At 53.9% G+C, this 22,261-nt stretch carries 18 protein-coding genes and 1 tRNA gene; 14 read left to right on the top strand and 5 right to left on the bottom strand.

Annotation, left to right across the window (positions count from 1 at the left end; translation table 11 throughout):
- The first annotated feature begins 606 nt into the window (after nt 1–606).
- The 8 genes from MK110_08370 (at nt 607) to MK110_08335 (ending at nt 9,114) form a co-directional block, all read left to right on the top strand.
- Nucleotides 607–2,172 carry a hypothetical protein gene (locus MK110_08370; GenBank protein ID MCH2211303.1) on the top strand — a complete coding sequence of 522 codons (1,566 nt, stop codon included), beginning with the start codon at nt 607–609 and terminating at the stop codon, nt 2,170–2,172.
- Nucleotides 2,169–3,659: a hypothetical protein gene (locus MK110_08365; GenBank protein MCH2211302.1), complete on the top strand. Its 1,491-nt coding sequence runs from the start codon at nt 2,169–2,171 to the stop codon at nt 3,657–3,659. The genes MK110_08370 and MK110_08365 overlap by 4 nt, the downstream gene beginning before the upstream one ends.
- 82 nt (nt 3,660–3,741) lie before the next feature.
- Complete coding sequence (locus MK110_08360) at nt 3,742–4,701, top strand: MoxR family ATPase (protein ID MCH2211301.1); 960 nt, start codon at nt 3,742–3,744, stop codon at nt 4,699–4,701.
- A 50-nt stretch (nt 4,702–4,751) separates the two neighbouring features.
- Nucleotides 4,752–6,449: a DUF58 domain-containing protein gene (locus MK110_08355; GenBank protein ID MCH2211300.1), complete on the top strand. Its 1,698-nt coding sequence runs from the start codon at nt 4,752–4,754 to the stop codon at nt 6,447–6,449.
- 50 nt (nt 6,450–6,499) lie between these two features.
- Nucleotides 6,500–7,243, top strand: a complete 744-nt coding sequence (locus MK110_08350; GenBank protein ID MCH2211299.1) for a hypothetical protein — start codon at nt 6,500–6,502, stop codon at nt 7,241–7,243.
- The gene (locus MK110_08345) at nt 7,233–7,484 is read left to right on the top strand and encodes a hypothetical protein (protein MCH2211298.1); all 252 of its coding nucleotides are present in this window, start codon (nt 7,233–7,235) and stop codon (nt 7,482–7,484) included. The genes MK110_08350 and MK110_08345 overlap by 11 nt, the downstream gene beginning before the upstream one ends.
- A gap of 144 nt (nt 7,485–7,628) precedes the next feature.
- Nucleotides 7,629–8,588 (top strand): hypothetical protein, encoded by a 960-nt coding sequence (locus MK110_08340; protein ID MCH2211297.1) that lies wholly within the window; start codon nt 7,629–7,631, stop codon nt 8,586–8,588.
- A gap of 106 nt (nt 8,589–8,694) precedes the next feature.
- Nucleotides 8,695–9,114, top strand: a complete 420-nt coding sequence (locus MK110_08335; protein MCH2211296.1) for a hypothetical protein — start codon at nt 8,695–8,697, stop codon at nt 9,112–9,114.
- A gap of 320 nt (nt 9,115–9,434) precedes the next feature.
- Here MK110_08335 and MK110_08330 read toward each other — a convergent pair whose 3' ends face one another.
- The 5 genes from MK110_08330 to MK110_08310 all read right to left on the bottom strand — a co-directional run bounded on the left by MK110_08330 (nt 9,435) and on the right by MK110_08310 (nt 13,438).
- A complete protein-coding gene (locus MK110_08330) occupies nt 9,435–10,004 on the bottom strand; it encodes a hypothetical protein (GenBank protein ID MCH2211295.1) in 570 nt (189 codons plus the stop codon).
- Between the two features lie 261 nt (nt 10,005–10,265).
- Entirely contained in the window at nt 10,266–10,757 is a 492-nt protein-coding gene (locus tag MK110_08325; GenBank protein MCH2211294.1) for a hypothetical protein, read from the bottom strand.
- 160 nt (nt 10,758–10,917) lie between these two features.
- Nucleotides 10,918–11,691: a hypothetical protein gene (locus tag MK110_08320; protein MCH2211293.1), complete on the bottom strand. Its 774-nt coding sequence runs from the start codon at nt 11,689–11,691 to the stop codon at nt 10,918–10,920.
- Nucleotides 11,692–12,132: 441 nt separating this feature from the next.
- Complete coding sequence (locus tag MK110_08315; protein MCH2211292.1) at nt 12,133–13,047, bottom strand: serine acetyltransferase; 915 nt, start codon at nt 13,045–13,047, stop codon at nt 12,133–12,135.
- 52 nt (nt 13,048–13,099) lie between these two features.
- Nucleotides 13,100–13,438: a hypothetical protein gene (locus MK110_08310; GenBank protein ID MCH2211291.1), complete on the bottom strand. Its 339-nt coding sequence runs from the start codon at nt 13,436–13,438 to the stop codon at nt 13,100–13,102.
- Nucleotides 13,439–13,491: 53 nt separating this feature from the next.
- Between MK110_08310 and MK110_08305 the strand changes: the two genes are divergently transcribed.
- The 6 genes from MK110_08305 to MK110_08280 all read left to right on the top strand — a co-directional run bounded on the left by MK110_08305 (nt 13,492) and on the right by MK110_08280 (nt 22,112).
- Complete coding sequence (locus tag MK110_08305; GenBank protein MCH2211290.1) at nt 13,492–14,130, top strand: CPBP family intramembrane metalloprotease; 639 nt, start codon at nt 13,492–13,494, stop codon at nt 14,128–14,130.
- A 321-nt stretch (nt 14,131–14,451) separates the two neighbouring features.
- Nucleotides 14,452–15,552: a GNAT family N-acetyltransferase gene (locus MK110_08300; protein ID MCH2211289.1), complete on the top strand. Its 1,101-nt coding sequence runs from the start codon at nt 14,452–14,454 to the stop codon at nt 15,550–15,552.
- Between the two features lie 340 nt (nt 15,553–15,892).
- Nucleotides 15,893–17,056 (top strand): DUF1501 domain-containing protein, encoded by a 1,164-nt coding sequence (locus MK110_08295; protein MCH2211288.1) that lies wholly within the window; start codon nt 15,893–15,895, stop codon nt 17,054–17,056.
- A 367-nt stretch (nt 17,057–17,423) separates the two neighbouring features.
- The gene (locus MK110_08290) at nt 17,424–20,285 is read left to right on the top strand and encodes a PSD1 and planctomycete cytochrome C domain-containing protein (GenBank protein MCH2211287.1); all 2,862 of its coding nucleotides are present in this window, start codon (nt 17,424–17,426) and stop codon (nt 20,283–20,285) included.
- 5 nt (nt 20,286–20,290) lie between these two features.
- A complete protein-coding gene (locus tag MK110_08285; GenBank protein ID MCH2211286.1) occupies nt 20,291–21,724 on the top strand; it encodes a DUF1501 domain-containing protein in 1,434 nt (477 codons plus the stop codon).
- A gap of 302 nt (nt 21,725–22,026) precedes the next feature.
- A tRNA-Leu gene (locus MK110_08280) sits at nt 22,027–22,112 on the top strand.
- The last annotated feature ends 149 nt before the right edge of the window (nt 22,113–22,261 follow it).

Here is a 22,261-nt window from a genome sequence, read left to right as displayed (position 1 = left end):
GGACAAAACCTGGGTCGGCCGAAACGTCGGTCGGTTCTTTCGTGAAAAAGAACGGCACACCTGTGGCGAGGTATAACGACGACTTTGCGTCGTTCCGAAATTTTCCAGTCCGTGGCCCGGCTGGTTTAGTGCGTCCTGCGAGCGAATTTCCCGGTCGCTTTTTTCTTACAGAGAAACAGCCGGACAATCTGTTTTCCTCTGAGCGGTCTGAACTTCAGTGTGTGTTTTTACGCCACGAATCGGACGATTCTGGATTTTTTGGGGTCACACTGCCCCTGCCTGTTGTCTTGGTTTTTCGTTTCATTTGAACTCAGATGAAACAGTATCACTGTTAGGTATATTTGGACCGGACACTCGACTTGTCACAAAACTGGTCACACCGACTGTCATTTGCAAACAGCCGTCTGCTGTTGAATCCGAAGGTACACTCCGGTTTGGGTCGCACACCAGTCACGTGTGAACATTGACAATCCACTCGGTGTGCCCTGCAATACCTGTCACAGGAATAAATGTCACACTCCAAACCCGTTGTCGGTCCCGCATCGATAACCATCACACCCACGTGCCTCAGTGACCAACAGCAAATCACCACTGAAAAGATTCCTCATGCCAGACAATTTCGGCAGACCGTCGGAACCCGCAGGCATTACACCTCCGTCTGCCGTACGGAATCTTCCCTGTCCGGAATTAAAATTCCACCTAATCCTGACGGCGACGGCGGTTCTGTTTCTCTCGGTCACTGTTTATTCGCAGGACACACTTTCTCAGCGCCGACTGTCACACGGCACGGAACCACCGGAGCCACTGGATCAGCTGAGGCTGATGATGCAGGTCCTGCATGCAAACGACATGTTGACACATCGAATCAACAATCCCCAAAACAAGCCGTTCAGCCCGGAAACAATTCGAAGGCTGACTGAAGACTTTGAAAAATTGTATTCATCGGTAAATCCACTGTTCAAGCATCCCCGACCAGTCGGGAGTGTGCAGCATCCCGACACACTCGGATCGTTTCCTGAAGCTCCCGACGGTTCGGCCCAGGACCGGATAAAGCCTGAAAAGGCAGCAACCGTAACCCGCAAATCATCACCGCTCCTTCGCGGATCGCACGTGCCTGGACAACGTCAGCAGTGGGGCAAACTCATTCAGCCTTCACTGCCCGGCAAAGTACAGGCGTCTGCTCGCAGGCGGCAACAGATGACAGACAACCGTGCCGGTTATTTGAACCATCACAAACAATTCTCCAGAGGGTCTCAGCGGCATGGCACTGCGGAGAACATGGTGCAGCATTTGGCAGACCGCGGAAAGAAACCGCAAATACAGAATCCAACACGTGATTCGCGTACAGACAATCAGGATTCCCCATTCGGGCTCCGCAGGGAACCGGAACTCCGAAACCTCAAAAAGACACTCACTCGACTGTTCCGGGACGTGCGGGAGCAGGTACAGCAGAAGCTTGGCCCTGAAGGAGGCGTTTCAAAGAACACAACCGAAACTTCGATGTGGAACGGAATTATGTCGAGTGTGCTGGATACCATCAAATCTGATGTCGTTCGCGCCGCCCGTAAGCTGAAGAAGGACACGCCGAATGATTCCGAACAAAACCCTACGTTAGCCAACACATCAACTGTGACTCGCAGGCGTTTCGTTGACCAATCAGCACCAGCTGAAACAATCAACAAACGAACTCTGTCAAAGAGGTCACCTCCCTCCTCCCGTCCTCCGAAGAATCCACGGTTCAACTCTCCGGGAAATCCGTCAGGCCGGTCCTGGCCACCGCGGGACTCCGAACTGATCCAGCTGGCTGCGATTCTGTTCAGTCTGACGATCGCGGTAATCATAATCTTTGGTGCAGCACGGCATAAGACTCTGACCGCTCGCAGGGAACGGGCTCGGAAACTGGCCGCGATCCGACCCGAAAAGATTCATACGCGTACCGATGTCATCCATGCATTTCACCGACTTATTCAGTGTCAGTCACCGGACGCTGCAGAGTGGTGGAATCACCTTCAGGCTGAAGCCTCTCTGTCACAGACCAGTCCGGAATGCCGACAATCCCTGCAACAGCTCACCTATCTGTATGAAACAGCTCGCTACCAGCGCAAGAGACGCACAACGGACCAAACCTTTATTGAGCAGGCACGTGCTGCTCTGTCCGGATGCCTTTCATGAAGACCTGCGTCTTCGGAATTGTTCCGAAAGCAGCACAAACAGCAATTTTCTGTCTGCTGCTGATAGTGGTTCCCGACATTCCGGCACAGACGTCCACGAATACTGCTGCTCCTGCCATACCGCCGACGTGGGACTTTGATTTCGATCTGTTTCAGACATTGCTGGAAATTGAGGGACTTGAATCACAACCCAACGAACCCGGTCAGAACCTCGGCCTTGACCGGGATCGAATGATGGTTGCTCCCTCCAGATCCGTGATGATCCTCACCGGAAAACTTGAAGGGGTTTCCTCATGGAATCTGTTCCACAATTTTCTGAAGAAGGGCGGCGTGATTCTGGTCGCATCCAATGAACCGACCGACATGTACGGTTTTTTCCGGATTGATTTCGGTCCGGTGACTGCTGGTGACCCGAATCTTCGCTGGCAGGGTCACCAAGACTGTATCCAATTGACCGACATCAACCATTCGAATGCTCTCATGAACGGTGTTTCAACCATCGTGATTAACCGCTCCGGCTGGATTGACCGGCTGAACGATTCGATGGAATACCAATGGTCACCACTGGTCGTTTTACCGGATCGTGTGCATCCGCCGGAAAGCGTTCACCAGCCGGTGATTGCAGTTGCACAGAGTCGCAGAAACGGGACCGGCCGACTTGTCGTGCTGGCAGACGGCAGCCTGCTTTCCAATGGAATGCTGTGGCACGGCAACAACCTGACACTTCTGGTAAATCTTGTTCAGGAACTCACACGAGATAACCGAAACGCTTACATTTTCCTGAACGACGGTCAACCGGTGGAAAATCGTGTGACCGGACTGATCCGTCAACTGGCGCCGGACGTTCTGACGAATCTCCGATCGGCCTCTGATCAGATCCCTGCTGAACAATCATCCGATCTCCCGCTGGAGGCGTTGGCTAACCTGCCGGGCGAAACCCTGCTCGACATCGGTAACACTCTGGCAGCCCGAATTGACGACTCGGAGATCCTGAACCAACTACTAGCAGATCGCCCCAGATATCAGGCCAGCCGTTTTTACCGTCGAAGCATCCTGTTCGCCATCTTTGCAGCCGGAGTGACGATTTTCCTGATCAGAAGCTACCTGGCTGATCAGAGTCCTTCGCCGTGGTTGAAACAGCCCCGACGCCCCCGGGGGCCTGCTTCCCCCGCGACCGTACCAGTAACGGATTACGATCAGGCGACTCGCGCTTTGGCTCGCGATACCTGCCGGTACTTCACTGGAAGCGGGGACCCCAAAGACTGGCGGTCCCGCCTGCAGCCCGACGGAGATCTCTGGCGAACATTGTCTTCCCGGTCACCTGTTCCGAGTGCAACAATCGATACAATGGACCAGGTACTTTCATTTAGCACAGAAACAGAAAACACTCAGCTGTCTCATCAGCAATTCGAGCGATTCGGCGAATCGGTCTACCAACTGCGGCAACTCCACCAGCCTGTGAAATGCGCCCGATCAAATCCGGTCTGAAATCGAAAACGCTCAAAGCAACAATTCTACGTCGCTACCCCGGCAGGAAACAGAACACGTGCCGGCAGGAGAAGGAAATTCAGTGTCTGTATCACAGCAACAGAATCCGGCCGCACGTGTCAGCGAATTGCGCAGTCTTGCACTGGCCGGAACGAGTCAGGTGGTTGTTGGACTGGACGCTGTCACTGACCAGCTGCTGATGGCGCTGCTGGCCGGGGGACACGTGTTACTGGAAGGTGTTCCCGGAACGGCCAAAACATCGCTCTGCCGCGCATTTTCAACCGTTATGGGTATCGACTATGAACGAGTGCAGTTCACTCCTGATCTCCTGCCGTCTGACGTAACCGGTACACAGATTCTCGACCGGCAAACGAGTGATTTTGTGCTTCGTAAGGGCCCGATTTTCTGCCAGCTGCTGCTCGCTGATGAACTCAATCGAGCTCCCGCCCGGACACAATCGGCTCTGCTGGAAGCGATGCAGGAACAACAGGTCACGATTGAAGGGACAACATTACCGCTTCCTGACCCCTTTATGGTCCTGGCAACTCAGAATCCGATCGAGCAGGAAGGAGTGTACCGTCTTCCGGAGGCTCAGCTGGACCGTTTCCTGTTTCGTGTTCCTGTCGGATATCCGGATCGTGATCGTGAAATCGACATGCTGAACCTGCACAGTCGTCCGATGACGGTTCCTCAACCGGTTACCGGTCCCGAAGAAATCCGACAGATACGACAGTGCGTGGATTCCGTCTATGCCACCCCTGAGATGCAGGCTTATATCATTGATTTGATTCGGATGAGTCGCGAGCATCCTGACCTGCTTCTGGGCGGCAGTCCTCGGGCCGCCATTTCGATCATGAAAGCAGCAAAGGTTCATGCGCTGCTGCACGCACGTGACTATCTGACCCATGCAGACGTCCAGGGTGTCATTCAGCCGGTTCTTGGACATCGACTGATTATGAGACCGGAATCCGAGATGGATGGACATACAGTGGAAGAAGTCATTCAGCAGGTCGTTGAATCCGTAGCCGTTCTGCAGGACTAAACGATGACAGGATATCATCACTCGGAATGCTCGGTCGCTCGGAGTCTGCAATGACCGCAAGAGGCGTCTGGACACTGATTCCAGCGCTGATCGGAGCCATTGTCGGACTAATAACCGGCAACTCCGCAGTCAGTTTGCTCTCGCTGGCTGTCATTCTCTGGATGATAACCGAATGGACGTGGTTTCAATGGAGAGTACTCCGCGAGTTCCGTTCTATTTCAGTCGAACGCAGGATCAATCAACGGGGGGATGCTGCCGGGATTTGCCATGCCGACCGGACGATGAGAATTTCCGTGACAGTGCACTGCCACCGCGGAAAACTGCAACCGTGGACAAGAATTCGTGATCTCGTGCCCGACATTCTGACGGTCATCCAGGGAAATCCGGTTCAGTTTGTCGTCTCGTCGGAGAAGCAGGTGACTTTCAACTACCGTTGCCAGCCTCAGGCAGCCGGTACTGCCACCATGTCGGGTTGCCTGTTGCGGATTCAGGACCCCCATGGTTTTTTTCTGAGTGACCGCTTTGTTACTGCACAGCAGACGATTCGAATTCTGCCGAGCTGCGAATCGATCGCAGATGCTCACCCGCAAATCAAACGCCTCAACTGTCTTCCTCAACACGGCAGCCATCGTCTCCAGCGCGCAGGCATGGGCTCTGAACTGCTTGAACTGCGCGAATACGTGCCAGGAGATCCACCCAAGTCAATTGCCTGGAAGGTCTCAGCGCGTCGTGACAGGCTCATGACCCGTGAATACGAATCCGAAGTCGCCGTACGGACGATTGTTTTCGTTGACAATTCCTCCCGCACACGTCGTGGTCACCGTGGAAGTCGTCTGTGTGACACATCCAGTCGACTGGCCGCCGGTATTTGCAAAAACGCAGTGAACGCGGGCGACCCGACCGGCCTGGTCCTGTTTTCGGAATCGGGGGCGAAACGAATTTCACCAGGCCGGGGTGACCGAACGATGTTTCGTGTCCTGGAGATGCTGTCCGAAAGCTGCCACACCGATAACGGGCAGCTCAACTGGACTGTCGACCTGCAGAAACTGGCCATGGACGTCTGCGAGGAACGTTATCCGCATCTGCTCGATATCAACATCAACAGAGTCCCGTGGACTGTCTTTCCGATCCTTCCGTGGAATCGCCGGGTGTTCCATACACGCTGGCGGCTGTCTGCAATCCTGTGCCAGCTCTATCAACTCAGCATCAGTGACTGGTCTCGACTGCTCAACGACGATGACTTCATGGGACGTCATCTTTCAGAATTTCTGACTGCCCACGGCCGCTCGCCCATCACATATCAATCGTCAACAGTAGAACAGCAGAATTCCGCGTCTCTGAATGAGACGCTGCGACACCTTAGTATTTCAATTCAACAGACGACCGCTCAGGCTCGTGATAATGAACACTACCTGATTGTTTGCGACCTGCTGGACGCCGCCCCTCTGCTGTCGACTATCCGTCCGGTGATTCAGCTGGCCCGGGCCGCACACCACCGTCTGAGCTTCGTGTGTCCCGCCCCTTCTTCGCACGCCATTTCCGGAAACGGCAACGATCCGCCGACGGCGCCCATTCTTCTGCACGAAGCGTGGCAAATTGAACTTCAGGAAAAACGCGATCGTCTGACGCGTAAACTGTGGTCTCTTGGGGCCACGGTGGCATTTCCTGACAGAGATGAACCACTTTCCATCACACTGCAGAATCTTAACCGCAGACGTCGGGGACGTGCGGCGACCCGCGATATCTAAACAGGACTGATCCGATTTCCCAACGATCAAAAACGCTTGCTCAGGATCCAATGGGTTCTGCAAAACGACGCTATAGCATCGCAGCTTGCTGTGCCGGCTCCGTACTGATCTGGCAACTGCAGAATCCATATTCCACTTTAGCCGTTCAGCTGATCTTTGCCGGGCTGCTACTGATGGGATTGATTCGCTGGTCAGCGCCCTTTCTGCTGATCCTGATTCAGCTCGATCTGTACCTCACGTTCTCAGACATAAACGCCGTCGAAGCTCCGCCACGACTGATCATAGCATTCTTCTGTGTGGCACTACTGATGCTGCTGTCCCGACTCCGATCGTCTCAGAAACTAACCGGCGTCCGCTCCTTCCGGCAGTTACTCACCGGTGCGGTCAACACCATCACCATCCCATCCGGACAATCTGTCTCCCCTGACACTGACAATCGACGTCCGACTGCAGGGACTGAAATTGCCGGGATCGCCGCGCGTTCATTATTACTCGTTCTCGCGGCGGGATGGATACTGGAAGTGTCTTCTCCCGATGGCTCATCCATTCAGGAATACGGCCTCGCACCGTCTGACATGCAGACCCTGTCGGTCGGCCTGGTTCTGTGCGCTGTCTATCTGATGATCTCACTTCCATTCAGCGAAATTCGCTGGCGACACCTGACACCCGATCAGGCAGGGATTTATCTCCGTAGTCGATTCACCGACTGGCTTCGCCGGGATCTGCGAAGCATCGAACAACACCGCAGACGTCACCGGGACAAACAGTCACACCGACCGAGGCGTGTCAAATAACATTCGTACCTTTAAAAAAGGCGGCATGATGTTCTTCTGGATTCGTGAACTGATCGGCTGGACACTTCTGGCTGTGGCTCTTTATCTGATTTCGATTGCTCTTCGTTTTGCCGAAGACAGACAGGTGATTCAGGCAGGAATCGTCGTGTTTTCTTCAATCGCCGTCATGCGCATGTCAGTTCTGCTGATTCGAATGAACACGGCCGCCCGCATCTTTCAACAAAGTAACGAAACAGAATGAAACGATGAAACAACCGCTGCCGGCCCGCACTGCCGTCAGAATTCCACACGGAATCACATGTGAGTCGTTTTCTTCTTTGGCTCTCCCCCGAACCGGTCATTATTATGCCATCACCACAATCACCTCCTTCCGCAGGATTTTAGCATGTGTAAACGGTTTGTTCTGATCTGCACACTCGTCACGTGTCTGTCGACGGGTGTGGCCCAGGATAAAACAGAAGAGCGTTCCAGCATTGTCTATGTGAGCGGACTCGTCATGCACACCACGGGATCGTCCTGTCTGATTGACCTGGGAACGGCTCACACGATTGCCAACCAGGACCGACTCGCAGTATTTCGTGCGGTTCATGGACACTTTGCACCCGTCGGACACATCACTGTGCAGAAAGCCGATGCTACGACAAGCCACTGCACGAATCAGATTCAGACGCAGCCAAATGACCTGGTGATGTTGGTGAAGGAAATCAGTCAACTGCAGCCTGGCTCACGGCATCGTGATCGGATCATTCGTCAGCAGGTCGTTCGTTCCTTCAGCAAAACATCCACGACCAGTGTGAACAACGTCAAACTGGCAAATGCACTGACTGATTACCAGAGTCAGTATGCGGACTGGGAACGTGCTCGCGGTGACGTCGCAGGTTCGCTGAAAAGTGCAACACTGCAGAATACCGCTGATGAACCACAGAAAAGACTCCGGTCTCAAATCAATTTAATGCGCCGTTTTTATCAGGAAGAAGCAACGTTTATTGCAGCGGCTGGTCCGATCTGGTCGCACATCATGCCGATCCTTGCCGGCCAAACGGCTGAAGCCGTTCACAGGCTGCGACGGCAGGACCTTAAGGGGGATGATCTGTCCGATAACGCGGTGAAACTGGCGGCCACTGAATTACGAACGCGTGTACTGGATCGGGTATTTCAGTTACAGTCGGAACAACAGAACGTCGTAGCACTGATGGTTGCGTCTCTCGTCCCGGGCACGGCCCGGGATTCGACGATTGTTCTGCGATCGTCAATTGTCCGGACCCAGTTCCCGGACCTGCACGAAGACGAACAACTACTGGAAGACATCAATCAGCTGGTACTGAACATCCGGGACGAAAACTGAGCCGGATTTCATCCGGTAATACAGCGGATGGTCACTGCATTGTTCGGGTTCGACGGACGCCTGACGATTGGCTAAACTTTGTAAAAGCCAGATGGAGTCGGTCATGATGAAGCGTCAACGAAAACATGGCAACGATTCGGGTAGTTTGTTTGCTGCCAGCTTCACCGTTGTGCTGGGATCCGGAATTTCCTGTATCATGTTTGCCGCCGCGGCCCGAGAGGTTTCGTCCTGGTTCATGGCGTTGATTCTGTGTTCCGCGGTAATGTTTCTGGCAATGTTGGTTGTTATTCGCTGGCCCAATCTGGGAACCGGACTGGAATTCTGGTGTGCCGCATTTCGACCCCGCACAAGAACAGACCATACGGTGGATTACCAGCCGTGCCCGATCGATCGAAAACGCACGGTCCCTCCAGCCCGACAAAAACCGATCACTGCCGATGAAGTGCGTGAGATCCGTCTGTTAAGCGGCAACACCTGGGTCCCTTCACGATCACGGAAGAAACACAGTGACGAATTTCTCAAGTAACCAGACCGCCGACAATGGCCTGGAATTGAGACCGCAAAGCGTAGAGTAGCAATTTGAGAGCGTGTCCGGGGATTCCGTTACGGACCACCGATTGTTTTGTTTTAGAAGTCTATGCGGCGGATATTCGTTTTGGACAGGTGATTTTTCAGGACAACGTGTTTCAGCAGCCGGCCTGCGCACGACCACAGCAGACGCTTCCGGTTTATACGGAGCCGTCCACGGCCGGTGATTGATCTGCCTGTTCTGTTGGAACTGTTTACCACCAAATAAAAATCCCGCTCCGACAGAATATCGGAACGGGATGTTAAGCATGTCTGGTTCTATTCAAAGATCTTTGCGAACGATGCGATCCGGAACAGTCCCTTCTTTCTGTTTTTTGTAACAGAATGTCCCTGAGGACAGGTCTCACACGTCCGGCAGCCACGGCCAAGGCACGGATCAGGCAGTCGACTGGACTGAACAGGTACATTGCCGCGAACATGAAAATCAGACGGACACGGCGTCGGCGGGATCATACGTCGAGCCTGCCAGGTAGGGACTTTGGCGTACGAAAATCCAAGCTGTGTCGTATCAGTAGGCTGGTAGACCATCGGTGAGTTCCCGATAAATCCACCGCCGGGATTTCCGTACCATGCCTGCGGCCAGTTGTTGCGATACCAGATGCCGTCTCTGTTCACCGGAAGTCTGAGCGGGGCGTTCCAGCCTTTCGTCGGTGCCGCTAAGTTGCAGCCCGCGGACCGGCAGTTACCGTCACCGGCCCAGCTTCCGGCGTAATAGATCCCTCCTGACTGATCACAGGCCTGACAGTCGGAAACCTGCTGGGCATTTGCAACGCCGGCCCACATGGCCACCATCCCAACAGTCCCAATCAGAGCGAATGGTCGTAACATGAGTTGCATCTCCTTCGAATCACTGGTTGGATTCGAGATAATCGTTCGAGGGTGGATATGAACCGTTGATCGGCGTCAGGTAACTCAGCGGATTCGTTCCTCACTGCACCCGGTAAGCTGTCGTGTCAAAATCCGGCGATCCGGACCGGCCTGACTGCAACAATGCGGGAGTTGCAGTCTCGGCCGGAAGCTGACTTCCGCTGCCGGACTCAACCGACAGAAATTCCACCAGCCGGGTTGACTGATGTTGTCAAATTTCCACTACCACGAACGTAGAAACAATGGTTGTCGTGAGGTGGATGGATTGTATGTCGAAAGGGGAGTCAGGCGACTGGCCGGCGTCCCGTGGCTGTAGTTGTATGAGTATCGAACCAGCGGTGCAGTTGGCACTGTCACAGGCATTCCGTATCCCTGAGCCGCCCAGGCTTTGCTGTCCCGGGGATCTGCATAGGAAGGCTGACTCGCATAGGTAATCTGATACCTTCCGAGCAGCGGCACACCCTTTTGACTTCCGGCACCGTAGCACCAGTGAACCGGGTACTCAGACGAATAGGAGTTGCCGGCACCTGTTCCGACTCCCGAAAATTTAACATCCCGGTACGGTTCCGCAGTTTTACCTTGCTGACTGGCAACAGGTTTCAGGTCCGCCATCCGCACAACACCTGGTGCATCGTCTGCAACAGCAGACGACATACAGGCCGTCATGCAGATCGCAGTGGCTATCCATGCCGGGGAGCAGTGTTGAATATGCATTCTGGATCCACCTTGTTTCAGGGTCCGTAAAATATTCTGTAGGCAGCGAGTCAGCCGTTGACGCGCTATTCCGGTTCAGATTCGTCGAATCAATTCTTCTGGCCGCCGGTTTATAAAGCACTGCCTGAGTCCGTCAGCTTCAGCTCACACCGGCATCGGATCAGCGTCGAAGCGGTGACTGGAACAGCGCAAACGGACTGATCGAAGATTTGTACTTCACATCCACCACTGTTCCCTGCAGGTTCCAGTCTTCGTGAGACCACACACCAAAAGGAGTGACCATATATTTGCCGTTGACTTTGTAGGAATAAGGCGGATACATGGCCCGATAGTGATGAGGATAGAGCATCTCATGTGGATTCAGAAATTGACTGGAAATCGCCGTTCCACCGATCTGCTGCGGGATTCCCGGGACCGGTGACGGGTACAGGGCCGTTCCAGGAGACAGGGGAGTACCAGACTTTGATCCGGCAGCCCCGGGTGCGATTCCACCGGCTGATGATGCCGGGCCCCGGGCCACACCGTTTGAGACGACACTGTAAACACCGGGTGAATTCCGGTAGACAGGTTGAGGTGCCTGATACAGCTGCCGGTTTCGAACGGGATGAACAGGTTGCACAATCCCCGGTGTGTCGGGCACGCTAACGTACTGAGGACCGGATATCGGTGACCGGACAGGCAGTACAGACGCCACCCGCATCGGCACCGGATTCAGTGGCACCCGGATATCTGTAATCTGGTGTGGACGGGATGGCTGAATTCCGTCAGGTCCAGCGTCAGAATGCACTGGCGAGGTACCATGATCTGTATTGTTTCCGGTCGACAGCTTCTGCCCCGGTATTTCGTTTGTCCTGATCGGCACTTCGTCATCCGCGCCGACACCCGTCGTACTGACGCTGCAGATAAACAGCATCACTATTCCTGTGCGAAGCATCGCTTGCCCCTCCATGGCTTATGGACCAAACCTACCCTGCCAAACAATTCAAAATTTGGACTAACGGTATGGATTCGACATCCCTGTCAAATCTGTTTCATTCACAATACACCGCTGAGATACCGTACCAGTCTCTGCTACCGTTCAGTTGTCCCGGCTGACGATGCAACGAGATCAAAACTGTCATCTCAATCGTACATTTCGGCTTCCGCCGCGGACGAAGATGAATCAATCCCTCCGACTGCTACGTAACGAACGGGTAGTTATTCAGGTGGATCCGACACGACCGATCCAATTAGAAATCTCAGTGCAGTCTGCCCAGATTCACTCAGACTTCCGACGATGTAGTCAGAAATCAATCAAAGTCCATGTCCGGTTACCTCAACAGACACGAACTTACACTTCAATCCTGTACCGGCAGGACACACTACCAGGATTCTGCTAGACGGCCTCACGAAACTGCAATGAAGGATCCTCAATAGTGACAATCGTATTGGCAGGAACGCTGCGACTGAGTGTCACACTGGAACCAACCTGTGACCCGGCACCAACAACGGTACGTCCCCCAAGAATAGTGGCGTTCGAATAGATCGTTACGTTGTCCTCCAGTGTCGGATGTCGCTGCATCCCTCGAATTAGCCGGCCATCTTCATCACGTGGAAACGACCAGGCACCAAGTGTTACCCCCTGATATAACGTTACTGAAGAACCAATCACGCATGTTTCACCAATAACGACTCCGGTACCGTGATCGATAAAAAAACGAGGACCGATCTGAGCACCGGGATGAATATCAATCCCCGTCTCCCGGTGAGCCCACTCCGTAAGAATTCGAGGCAGATACGGAACTTTCAGCTTCAGCAGGGCATGTGCCATGCGATAAACCAGCACCGCGTGAATCCCCGGGTAGCTGATGATAATCTCCTCCCGTGACGTCGCCGCCGGATCCCTGTCAAACGCCGCCTGAATGTCATCCTGCAGCAGTTTCTGCAACTGTGGCAACAACCCCAGAAATCGAGACGTCAGTTCGGTCGCAACATCTTCAATCTCAACCGATGCTGAACTGTGAAGCCGTAAATTTTTCAATTGCGAATGTCGAACGCCAATTTCAATTTGTTTCCGTAAACGATGTTCGACTCTTGAAAAACAGCGCCGGGCGGCGGACTCCACTGAATCTTCAGCGCACGAAAGCCAGAGTTCTGGACAAATCAGACGGCGCAGGTCATGAGCAATCTCAATCACTGCTGCTTCCTCCGGAAGCGGCCGCGTTGCAGACACTGCACCTGTCACATCCTGCCGGATGAGTTGTCTGACCAGTTGCTGACCGGTGCCGTATTTCCCTGTTGTCGCATACATCCACTGAAACTCGCTCTCTGCCGCTTTCCATCACACCACGATGTTTGCACTGTCATCGGCGAGTCACCTTGAGAAACTGCACAAGTCCGCGAACATCCGAAAGTGAGGCAGCGGCCCTGCGGTGAACAACCTGACAGCGATCTCCGACCATCACGATCGTCGCAGTCGGTGTTGAAGGAATTCCTTCAATGACTGTTACAGATTGAGTCGATGATCCAATCAAAGACCGATTGAATCCGGCCGTAACGTCAGCAATTCCTGCCGGGAAACCGCTGAGCTTTAGATGCTGATGCCGGGAAAAACAGCGAATTGAGCGAGTCACCGGTGACGAAACACACGTCTGATTTATTGACGAATGACTATTGGTCAGACACCCAAAGGCCACTGACATCTCTGTTGTTTCTGCTCCCGTGGATTGCGGTCTACGAGACAGGAATCTTAATATTGTCAGGGCAGGAACCCGGCGGACTGCGCAACGGAGCCGACTACTGGCTGAGGTCTCTGCTCGCCCTGTTCGGTAACAGTCAGGCTTTTCTGCTGCCCATACTGGTAATCGCCACTCTGCTGAGCTGGCATTTGGTTCGTCGTTACCCGTGGAAAATTCGGCTGGAAACTCAGATCGGTATGCTGGCGGAAAGTCTTCTGCTGGCCGTGGCTCTGGTGGCAGTGGGGCAACTGCATCATTTGCTGTTCGTTAACCTGCAGACTCCGGATCCGACACAGCCATTGATGACAGTCGACGGCCGCATGACACATGCCGTTTCCTACATTGGTGCCGGTGTTTACGAAGAAGTGCTGTTCCGACTGCTGCTGGTGCCCGCGGCATTCGGACTGTTTCGCGTGATGGAACTCCCTGCAAGATGGGCAACGATCATGGCAGCAGTCTCGACGAGTTTCCTGTTTGCGCTGGCTCATCATCTTGGACCGGCTGCCGATGCCTTCAATCTGTTCACATTCTCATTTCGCGCCGCTGCCGGAGTATTCTTCGCCACTGTGTTTTTTTTGAGAGGGTTCGGAATTACGGTCGGTTGTCACGCTGTCTATGATCTGCTGGTTGGAGTTTTTCTGGCGAATCAAACCTAAAACCGGGAAGCTGTTCGGCACCTGCCGTCCTGAAGTTGTATTCGCCCTCTGTTCTTTTCAGCACGGTTCCTCCCGTTAAACAGGAATGGTAACCGCCTGACGGACTTCCCGCAGTTTCCAATGTCATAAAAGGCTCGACGACACTCTCTGGTTATTTTGTGAATCCGGTAGAATCAGGGTTTAATATGTTACTTTAGCTGCCGGCTCGGTGCGTTTCCCCGCTGACTCCACGTTTCGCATTATATTCCCACCGGCAGACGTGGCACCTCGCCCCTCCACACAAAAACACGTTCGATGGTACACTCAGTCTGGATCACTCCAATGAGTGCCCAACGAAGAGACCGGTTGCTCACCGGGGTTGGCAACAGCCGAAAACCAACGTTTTTCTTCCGGCGTACAGTACATGCCGGGTCCGGTAATACAATGAAACAACCAGTGATAACGCAGCACATCTATCCTGCTGAAGCATCCGTTCAGCAGGATTTAATCAGTCTGTGGCGCAGCGAGTGGAGCCAAACCGACTACAACTGGCTCGAAGCGTTGTATGGCGATTACAGTAAAACGCTCACAATTGTTTCCATGATTGCCCGTGTCGATGATCAGCCGGTGGCAACGGCAACAGTTAACCTGCCCCGAAATTCGCCGGAGGTGTGTCTGCTCGGCAATGTTGTCACTCTGAAACCATATCGTGGCCGGGGCCTTGGCGCAGCCGTCACGGATGCGGCAGTGGCTTACGGATTTGACGCCGGCTGCCGGATCGCCTGTCTCGGCTCATCGCGAGTACGTGGCAATGTGTATAAACGCATCGGGTTTGAATACCTCAGTGGCTGTATCATGTGCAGGTCTGCTGGCAGTGAACAGCACGACGATATAAATCTCTTCGCATCCGGTCAGGCAACGAAAATCCGGAACGCCAACTGGGGGGATATGCCCGGTCTGGTGAGTCTGCTGACACAATCATTGCCGGATACGGTACTCGACTATCCGCGTGGATTGTTTTCCGTAAAGTCTGCGGATCCGGTGCGCTGCGTGTCAGCGTTCGCAGCCATACATGACCAGACCAGACAGCGAGGGGGTCTGATGCTGACACTCGCCTCACAGAGCGGCAGTCGTGTGTTTGGTTTTGGATCTCTGACACCAGGACCGTCACCCGGCCGTACACATCAGGCGGTTCTGGACGTGGCTGCTCATGACCGATACTCCGGGTCTCTGGGAGAAATCATTGACCGTCTCAGATATGAAGCCACACAACGCGGTGTGGAAGTTCTTCGCGCCTTTGTCGGTACGGAAGAATCCCTGAAAACCTCGGCTCTGACTGTCGCCGGCTTTCGACCCGCGGGTCGATTGTCAGACCACTTCCAGCTGCGAAACGGTGCCATGGATGCGATTGTTCTGGATGCAAAGCTGTCCGGTATGTGCTGAAGACGTGCTGCCCGCAGACGTTTACACACTGTCACCTGCGATGTACCGGATCCGGCCGTTGATACAGCCGGCTGCCTGCAGCACACCGTAACCGCAGTCGCAAAGCAGTCCGGTTCATGCAACAATTCGGTCCAGTACGGCACTTCTCACTCAACGGTGACCTGTTCCGATCCAGCCACACACGACGTCTCGCCGCGAACTGATAAAAACCGGGTTAGGGAGTTCAGCCGGACAGTATCTGTCAAACGGCCTGAGCACCCGGGATGCCGGGGGGCATCAGCGGACGCCCACAGGCGACACCTCTGTTGTATGGCTCTGGCTGCAGGGAGGTGCGCCTCATATCGAAACGTTTGATCCAAAAATGGAAGCAACATCCGACTATCGCAGTATGGTCGGTGCAATGTCAACAAGTCTGCCAGGGGTTGAATTTGGCGGCCTGCTTCCGAATCTGTCGCGTCATGCCCATGAAATGACAATCGTCCGCTCATTTCGTCACAGCAACGCTGATCACCTCGGTGCATCACATTACGTTCTCACCGCCCATGACGCACCGGGCGGGGTTCAACGGCAACAGAGTCCGTCATTCGGATCGGTCGCTGCCCGGGTTCGTGGAGCAAGTCACCCGCTGTCGGGAGTCCCCACATTCGTTCGGCTCAGCCGAACTATCAGCTTTGACTTTGACCAGCCTCTGTGGCCTGGAGTTGGTAATTCACTGTTCGATGCGGATGGTCCGTCGCGCAGCAGTCTCAACATGGCCGTGGATGCATCTCGACTTAACGATCGTCAAAACCTGCTCCAGGAACTGGACCGTGTGCATCGTGAGCTGGATCAAAGTGGTCTCACAGTCGGAATGGATTCCTTCCGGCAGCAGGCACTCGATCTCGTTTCCGGAGGAGTTCGGCACGCGTTCGACATTTCAAAAGAAGCTCCGCGACTGCGTGAAAGATATGGTCCAAGGCTTGGTGCTCAGTTACTGGCGGCGAGGCGATTGTGTGAAGCCGGATGTGGATTTGTGATGCTCAACTACGGGTGGGCTCCGAACCCGGCAGAGACACCATTTACCTGGGATATGCACCTGGGTCCTGGCCAGCTCCGGGCGCCACGAATGGAACAACAGCTGCAAAGCATGTTCCCGATGTTCGACCAGGCGGTTTCAGCATTTCTGGATGACGTTCGGGGTCGCGGCCTGAACAACAACATTCTGCTCGTGGTGACCGGTGACTTCGGTCGCACACCAAAAATCAATGCATTTGGCGGTCGCGACCACTGGCCGGACCTCTGTACACTCGCACTGGCCGGCGGAGGTCTGACAATGGTTCAGGTCATCGGAACGTCATCCGCCAGAGCCGAATATCCGACATCGCGCATGATTGAACCAAAAGACCTGATGGCAACACTGTTCCATGTACTCAGAATCGCTGCCGATATTCAGTTTGAAGATTTCTCCGGTCGGCCACGATATCTGCTTCCCGAAGGTGCAAAGGTCATCAGTGAACTGATCTGAAGGATTCCGTCAGATCAATCCACAGAACAGCATCGTCTTAAACCGTCGCGAGAAAACTCTCGATTCGAATTACAGCACACGAAATGATAGGATTTATGTGTACGGTATTACCCGGTTTCCTGCGGTTTCGTCTTCAGACGGGCAAAAAGTCCTCCTGACTGCAGACACCATCTAATGACTGCAGGATCAACGATTTGTGACTCGATTCCGTTTCATCCCGATCCGGGATGAAACATCCTGGAGATCCGACTGGTCTGCGTGACCTGGCCGGAGAAAAATGATTTGCAGGTGACACTGTGCCGGTAAACAACATTTTGATCCGAAGTGGTTTCCGTCACTCAGGTACCCGACCGGACATGGCCGTATAATGAGCTCGCTTTATCCCATTCATTGCCAACGTCCGCTGAACCTCATCGTGATGACTGTGGGCGCGATGATTTGCGCTGAGGCACTGTCTGCAGAACAGCCGTCGGACCAGTTTCTTTATGAAAAACAGGTCCGGCCGATATTCGCAGTCCACTGCTTCGGGTGTCATGGAGAAATGCAGCGGGCGGAGCTTGACCTGCGTTCCCGTCAGTCAATTCTGCGCGGCAGCGAATCCGGCCCGGTCATTTCGCCGGAATCACCCGTACTAAGTCCGCTTTACGAGGTCATCCACGAAGGACGAATGCCTCCGGAAGACAAACAACCGCTGACGGATGATGAAAGACAGATAATCGAACGATGGATAATCTCAGGGGCCGTGTTTCAGGAATCGGGATCAGACAATTCTGATCAGCTGAATCAGCACGTCATCCTGCCGGTCCTGCGGTTGCGCTGTACCGTCTGCCACGGTCGTCAGAAACAGGAAGCAGGGCTCGACCTGCGCACCAGAGCCTCTATTCTCAGAGGTGGACAATCCGGACCGGCTATGGTGCTCGGAAAACCGGATCAAAGTCTGATTCTCAAAAGGATCCACGCCGAAGAAATGCCGCCACTTGACAAACTGGCAGCGGTCAGCGTGAAACCGATGGACGAAGCCGAAATCAAACTGCTGACAGCCTGGATTCGTACAAACGCTCCCGAACAGGACATTCCCGAAGACGTTGCCAACACACAGCCGGATGCACTGGTGAGTGCACAGGATCGGAACTTCTGGTCTTTCCGGGGCCCTGAACCTGTACCGGTTCCCGAAACAACAGGTCACACGCGTAACCCTGTCGATGCATTTGTGCTGCAGAAACTGCAGGAAAACGGACTGACTTTTTCACCCGAAGCAGACCCGGCCACACTGCTTCGTCGGGCAACACTGGATCTCACGGGCTTACCACCTTCACCGACCGATATCGAAAACTTCCTTTCCGACACATCACCGGATGCCTGGGAACGCGTGATCAATCGACTTCTGAACTCACCTCACTATGGAGAACGCTGGGGACGTTACTGGCTTGATTTGGCAGGATACTCAGATTCCGAAGGCGGACAGCACGCAGATCGGATTCGTCCCGAAGCCTATCGCTATCGTGATTACGTCATTCGTTCCCTGAACAATGACAAACCCTATAACCGCTTTCTACTCGAACAAATCGCCGGTGATGAACTGGTTGACTATCGTAATGCTGACCGGATCACTGACGAGATCTATGACAACCTCGTGGCAACTGGTTTTTTGCGAATGGCCCCGGACGGAACTTATGCGGGAATCACGGCGTTCGTTCCCGATCGTCTGGAAATCATCGACGATGAGATTGAGGTACTCACGTCTTCGGTCATGGGTCTGACCATACGATGCGCGAGGTGTCATTCACACAAATTCGATCCTATTCCACAGCGGGATTATTATCGTCTGGCCGCGGTCTTCAAAGGAGCACTGGACGAACATGACTGGCTGGAGCCGACCCGGGGCCGATACCTGGATCAGGTCAAAGACGATGAGCGGCATGCGTGGCAGTCACATGACGAAAAACTGGTTGCAGAAATCGAGTCCATCAAAAAACGACTCAGAGAGAAGCAGGGCGAATACGCGAAACGACATGCCGATGATTCCCCGAACACAGAAACTTTAAAGAAACTGGAACCTGAATTTGCCGAAGCTGCAAAACATGCAGAAGAAGCGATTAAGACAATCGAACAAAAACGGGTGCCGCAACCACTTATTCGGGCGCTGTGGGATCGAGGAGAACCGTCGCCCACGTATCTTCTGAAACGCGGCAATTACCTCACTCCCGCTCGTCCGGTGGGTCCAGGCGTTCCATCGGTGCTGACCGACGGAATGACCCCGTTTCAGATTGAGCCCCCGTTCGAAAATACTACCGGACGGCGACTGGCGTTTGCTCGCTGGCTGATCACTTCGGATCACCCGTTGACAGCTCGCGTCATGGTGAACCGAATCTGGAAACATCATTTCGGTAGCGGAATCGTTTCAACGCTGGATAATTTCGGAACCACCGGTGCTCGCCCCACCCATCCCGAACTCCTAGACTGGCTTGCCCGCAGTTTTGTGCGCAGCGGCTGGTCCATTAAAGCCATGCATCGTCTGATGATGCATTCGACGACCTGGCGACAGTCATCTACTGTGACCAACGACCACATGCGGCTCGATCCGGAAAACAGGCTGCTGTCCCGAATGCCTCTGCGAAGAATGGAAGGAGAAGTTCTGCGGGACTGTCTGTTGAGTGTTGCCGGCAGACTGGATCCGACACAGTACGGTCCGGCGGACGCACTTGATGCTCGTGACGACGGGCTTGTGGTCAGTGTGGGAATAAATGATCGTTGGCGGCGAACGATATACGTTCTGCAGCGACGGACGGCCCATCTGACGATCCTGGACAATTTCGACCTTCCGCAACTGAACCCAAACTGTATCGAACGCGGTGATTCCATTGTGGCACCTCAGGCGTTGCACCTGCTGAACAACAAACGAATTCATGAGCTTAGCCGTTTTTTTGCTGCCCGCATCAGAAGCGAAGCCGGCACCAAACCGGAGGCGCAAATCGAACGCGTCTGGCTGGTCGCCTATGGTCGTCATCCGACAGGCGATGAAAAAAGGACAATGCTGACTTCATTCCGCAAACTGACAGAGGAATGGACCCGGAAAACGGATAATCGGAATCACAGTACTCAGGAAAACAGTCCACCATCGGCAGAGCTTCCCCCCACAACATCCGATCCGGATGCAGCGGCCCAAAGAGCGCTTGAGAATCTTTGCCATGCCATTACGAATTCCGCCGATTTTTTGTACATCGATTGAAATCCATGTCCCCAAAATCCAGCACAAACTTCGATCGACGCAGCTTCTTCGACCATGTGGGAGGAGGCATCTACGGAGCAGCGCTTGGATCTATTCTCAGCGAGGACGTGTTTGCTGATGAAGAACAGGCGCATTCACCAAGAGTTTATGACCTGAAACCACAGAAAGCACACATTCCGCCAAGGGCAAATTCTGTCATTCACCTGTTCATGAATGGCGGCCCCAGTCAGATGGATCTGTTTGATCCTAAACCGGAACTCGAAAAACATCACGGAAAATCACACTTTGAAAAAATCGCCGGAGAAGTAGAGAGTCCCGCTGCCGCCGGTGCGCTGATGCGTTCCCCATTCAGATTCGCAAGACATGGAAACTGCGGTATGTGGGTCTCAGAACTGATGCCACACCTCGCTAACTGCGTCGATGATATTGCCCTGATTCGGTCTATGTTTACAACAAATCTGACACATGAGCCGGCTCTGTTCCAGATCCACTCCGGCAACACACTGCCAGGTTTGCCCAGTCTTGGCAGCTGGATCACATACGGGCTGGGAACCGCCAATCAAAGCCTGCCGGCCTACGTCGTACTGGACGACCCGAAAGGACTTCCCGTTAACAGGTCGCAAAGCTGGCAGTGTGGGTACCTGCCGCCGGTTTATCAGGGTACTCGTTTTCGTTCGCAGGGATCACCCGTTCTGGATCTGAAACCGGACTACGAAGAACCGTCCAGTATTACTCATCTGGAACGGGACCTCATTTCCAGACTCGACCGACTGCATGAACGGAAACATTCGTTCCAGCCGGAACTCGCAGCACGGATTGCCAGTTACGAGCTTGCAGCACGTATGCAGCTGGCAGCTTCCGATGCCCTGGATCTCAACCAGGAAACCGACGCCACACAAAAAATGTACGGAATGAACCAGGAACCTCTCGATTCATACGGTCGCCGTTGCCTGATTGCCCGACGTCTAGTGGAACGTGGTGTGCGTTTTGTACAGCTGTATCTCAATTTTCAGCCGTTTGACCATCATTCCGGCCTTGAGAAAGGACTCAGAAATATCTGTGGACGCACGGACCAGCCGATTGCTGCGCTGTTAAGAGATTTAAAAATTCGCGGTCTGCTGGACAGTACGCTGGTGGTCTGGGGTGGCGAATTCGGTCGGTTGCCGATTGCCCAGAGCAAAAACGGGCGTGATCACAACAAAAATGCGATGGTCAGCTGGATGGCCGGCGGAGGCGTCAAAGGCGGACTCAGTCACGGAACCACCGATGAGATCGGATTTGCTGCCGCAGAGAACAAAGTCAGCGTACCTGACTGGCACGCCACCATGCTGCACATTCTGGGCCTGGACTACCAGCGGCTATCGTATTACCGCAACGGACTTGAAGAGAAGCTGACCGGTGTCTTCGACGCCCGGATTGTTAAAGATATCCTGTCCTGACGGACAACACCGCAGGCCTCCGGTGGACATCAACCTGAAAAATAACGCACAAAAACCCGGTCAGGTCCTGACGGGGTTTTTGAAGTCGATTTTTGCTGACACAGACTCCTTTCGTCTGAACCGTGCCGCACAACCGGAAACCGATCAGCAATTCAAACGTCTGTAAGCTTGGCGGACTGTCACGTATGTGATGCGTGCCGGGATCCGACACAAATCAAGATTGACGAACGGTTCCGTCGTGTTATCCTGCCTGACATTCGGTCGTATCAGCGTCCGCAGTGACAACGTGTCAGCCCGAATCGGCGCAAGTGGCGGAATTGGCAGACGCGCCAGGTTGAGGGCCTGGTGTCCTTTTTTGGACGTGGAGGTTCGAATCCTCTCTTGCGCATGACAACTCACAAAGGAGCTGTAGTCATCGACTGCAGCTCCTTTATACGTTACTAAGTACCACTCGAATCGGAATCACTTTGACAGCACGGTCATCGGTTTGCATCTAAACAGGTCGTTCACGAAAATAGAATCGTATCGCTGGTCGCA

Source organism: Fuerstiella sp. (genome assembly GCA_022447225.1).
Taxonomy (GTDB): domain Bacteria; phylum Planctomycetota; class Planctomycetia; order Planctomycetales; family Planctomycetaceae; genus S139-18.
The sequence above is the reverse complement of the archived record's forward strand: the minus strand, read 5'-3'. Positions and strand labels throughout refer to the sequence as shown.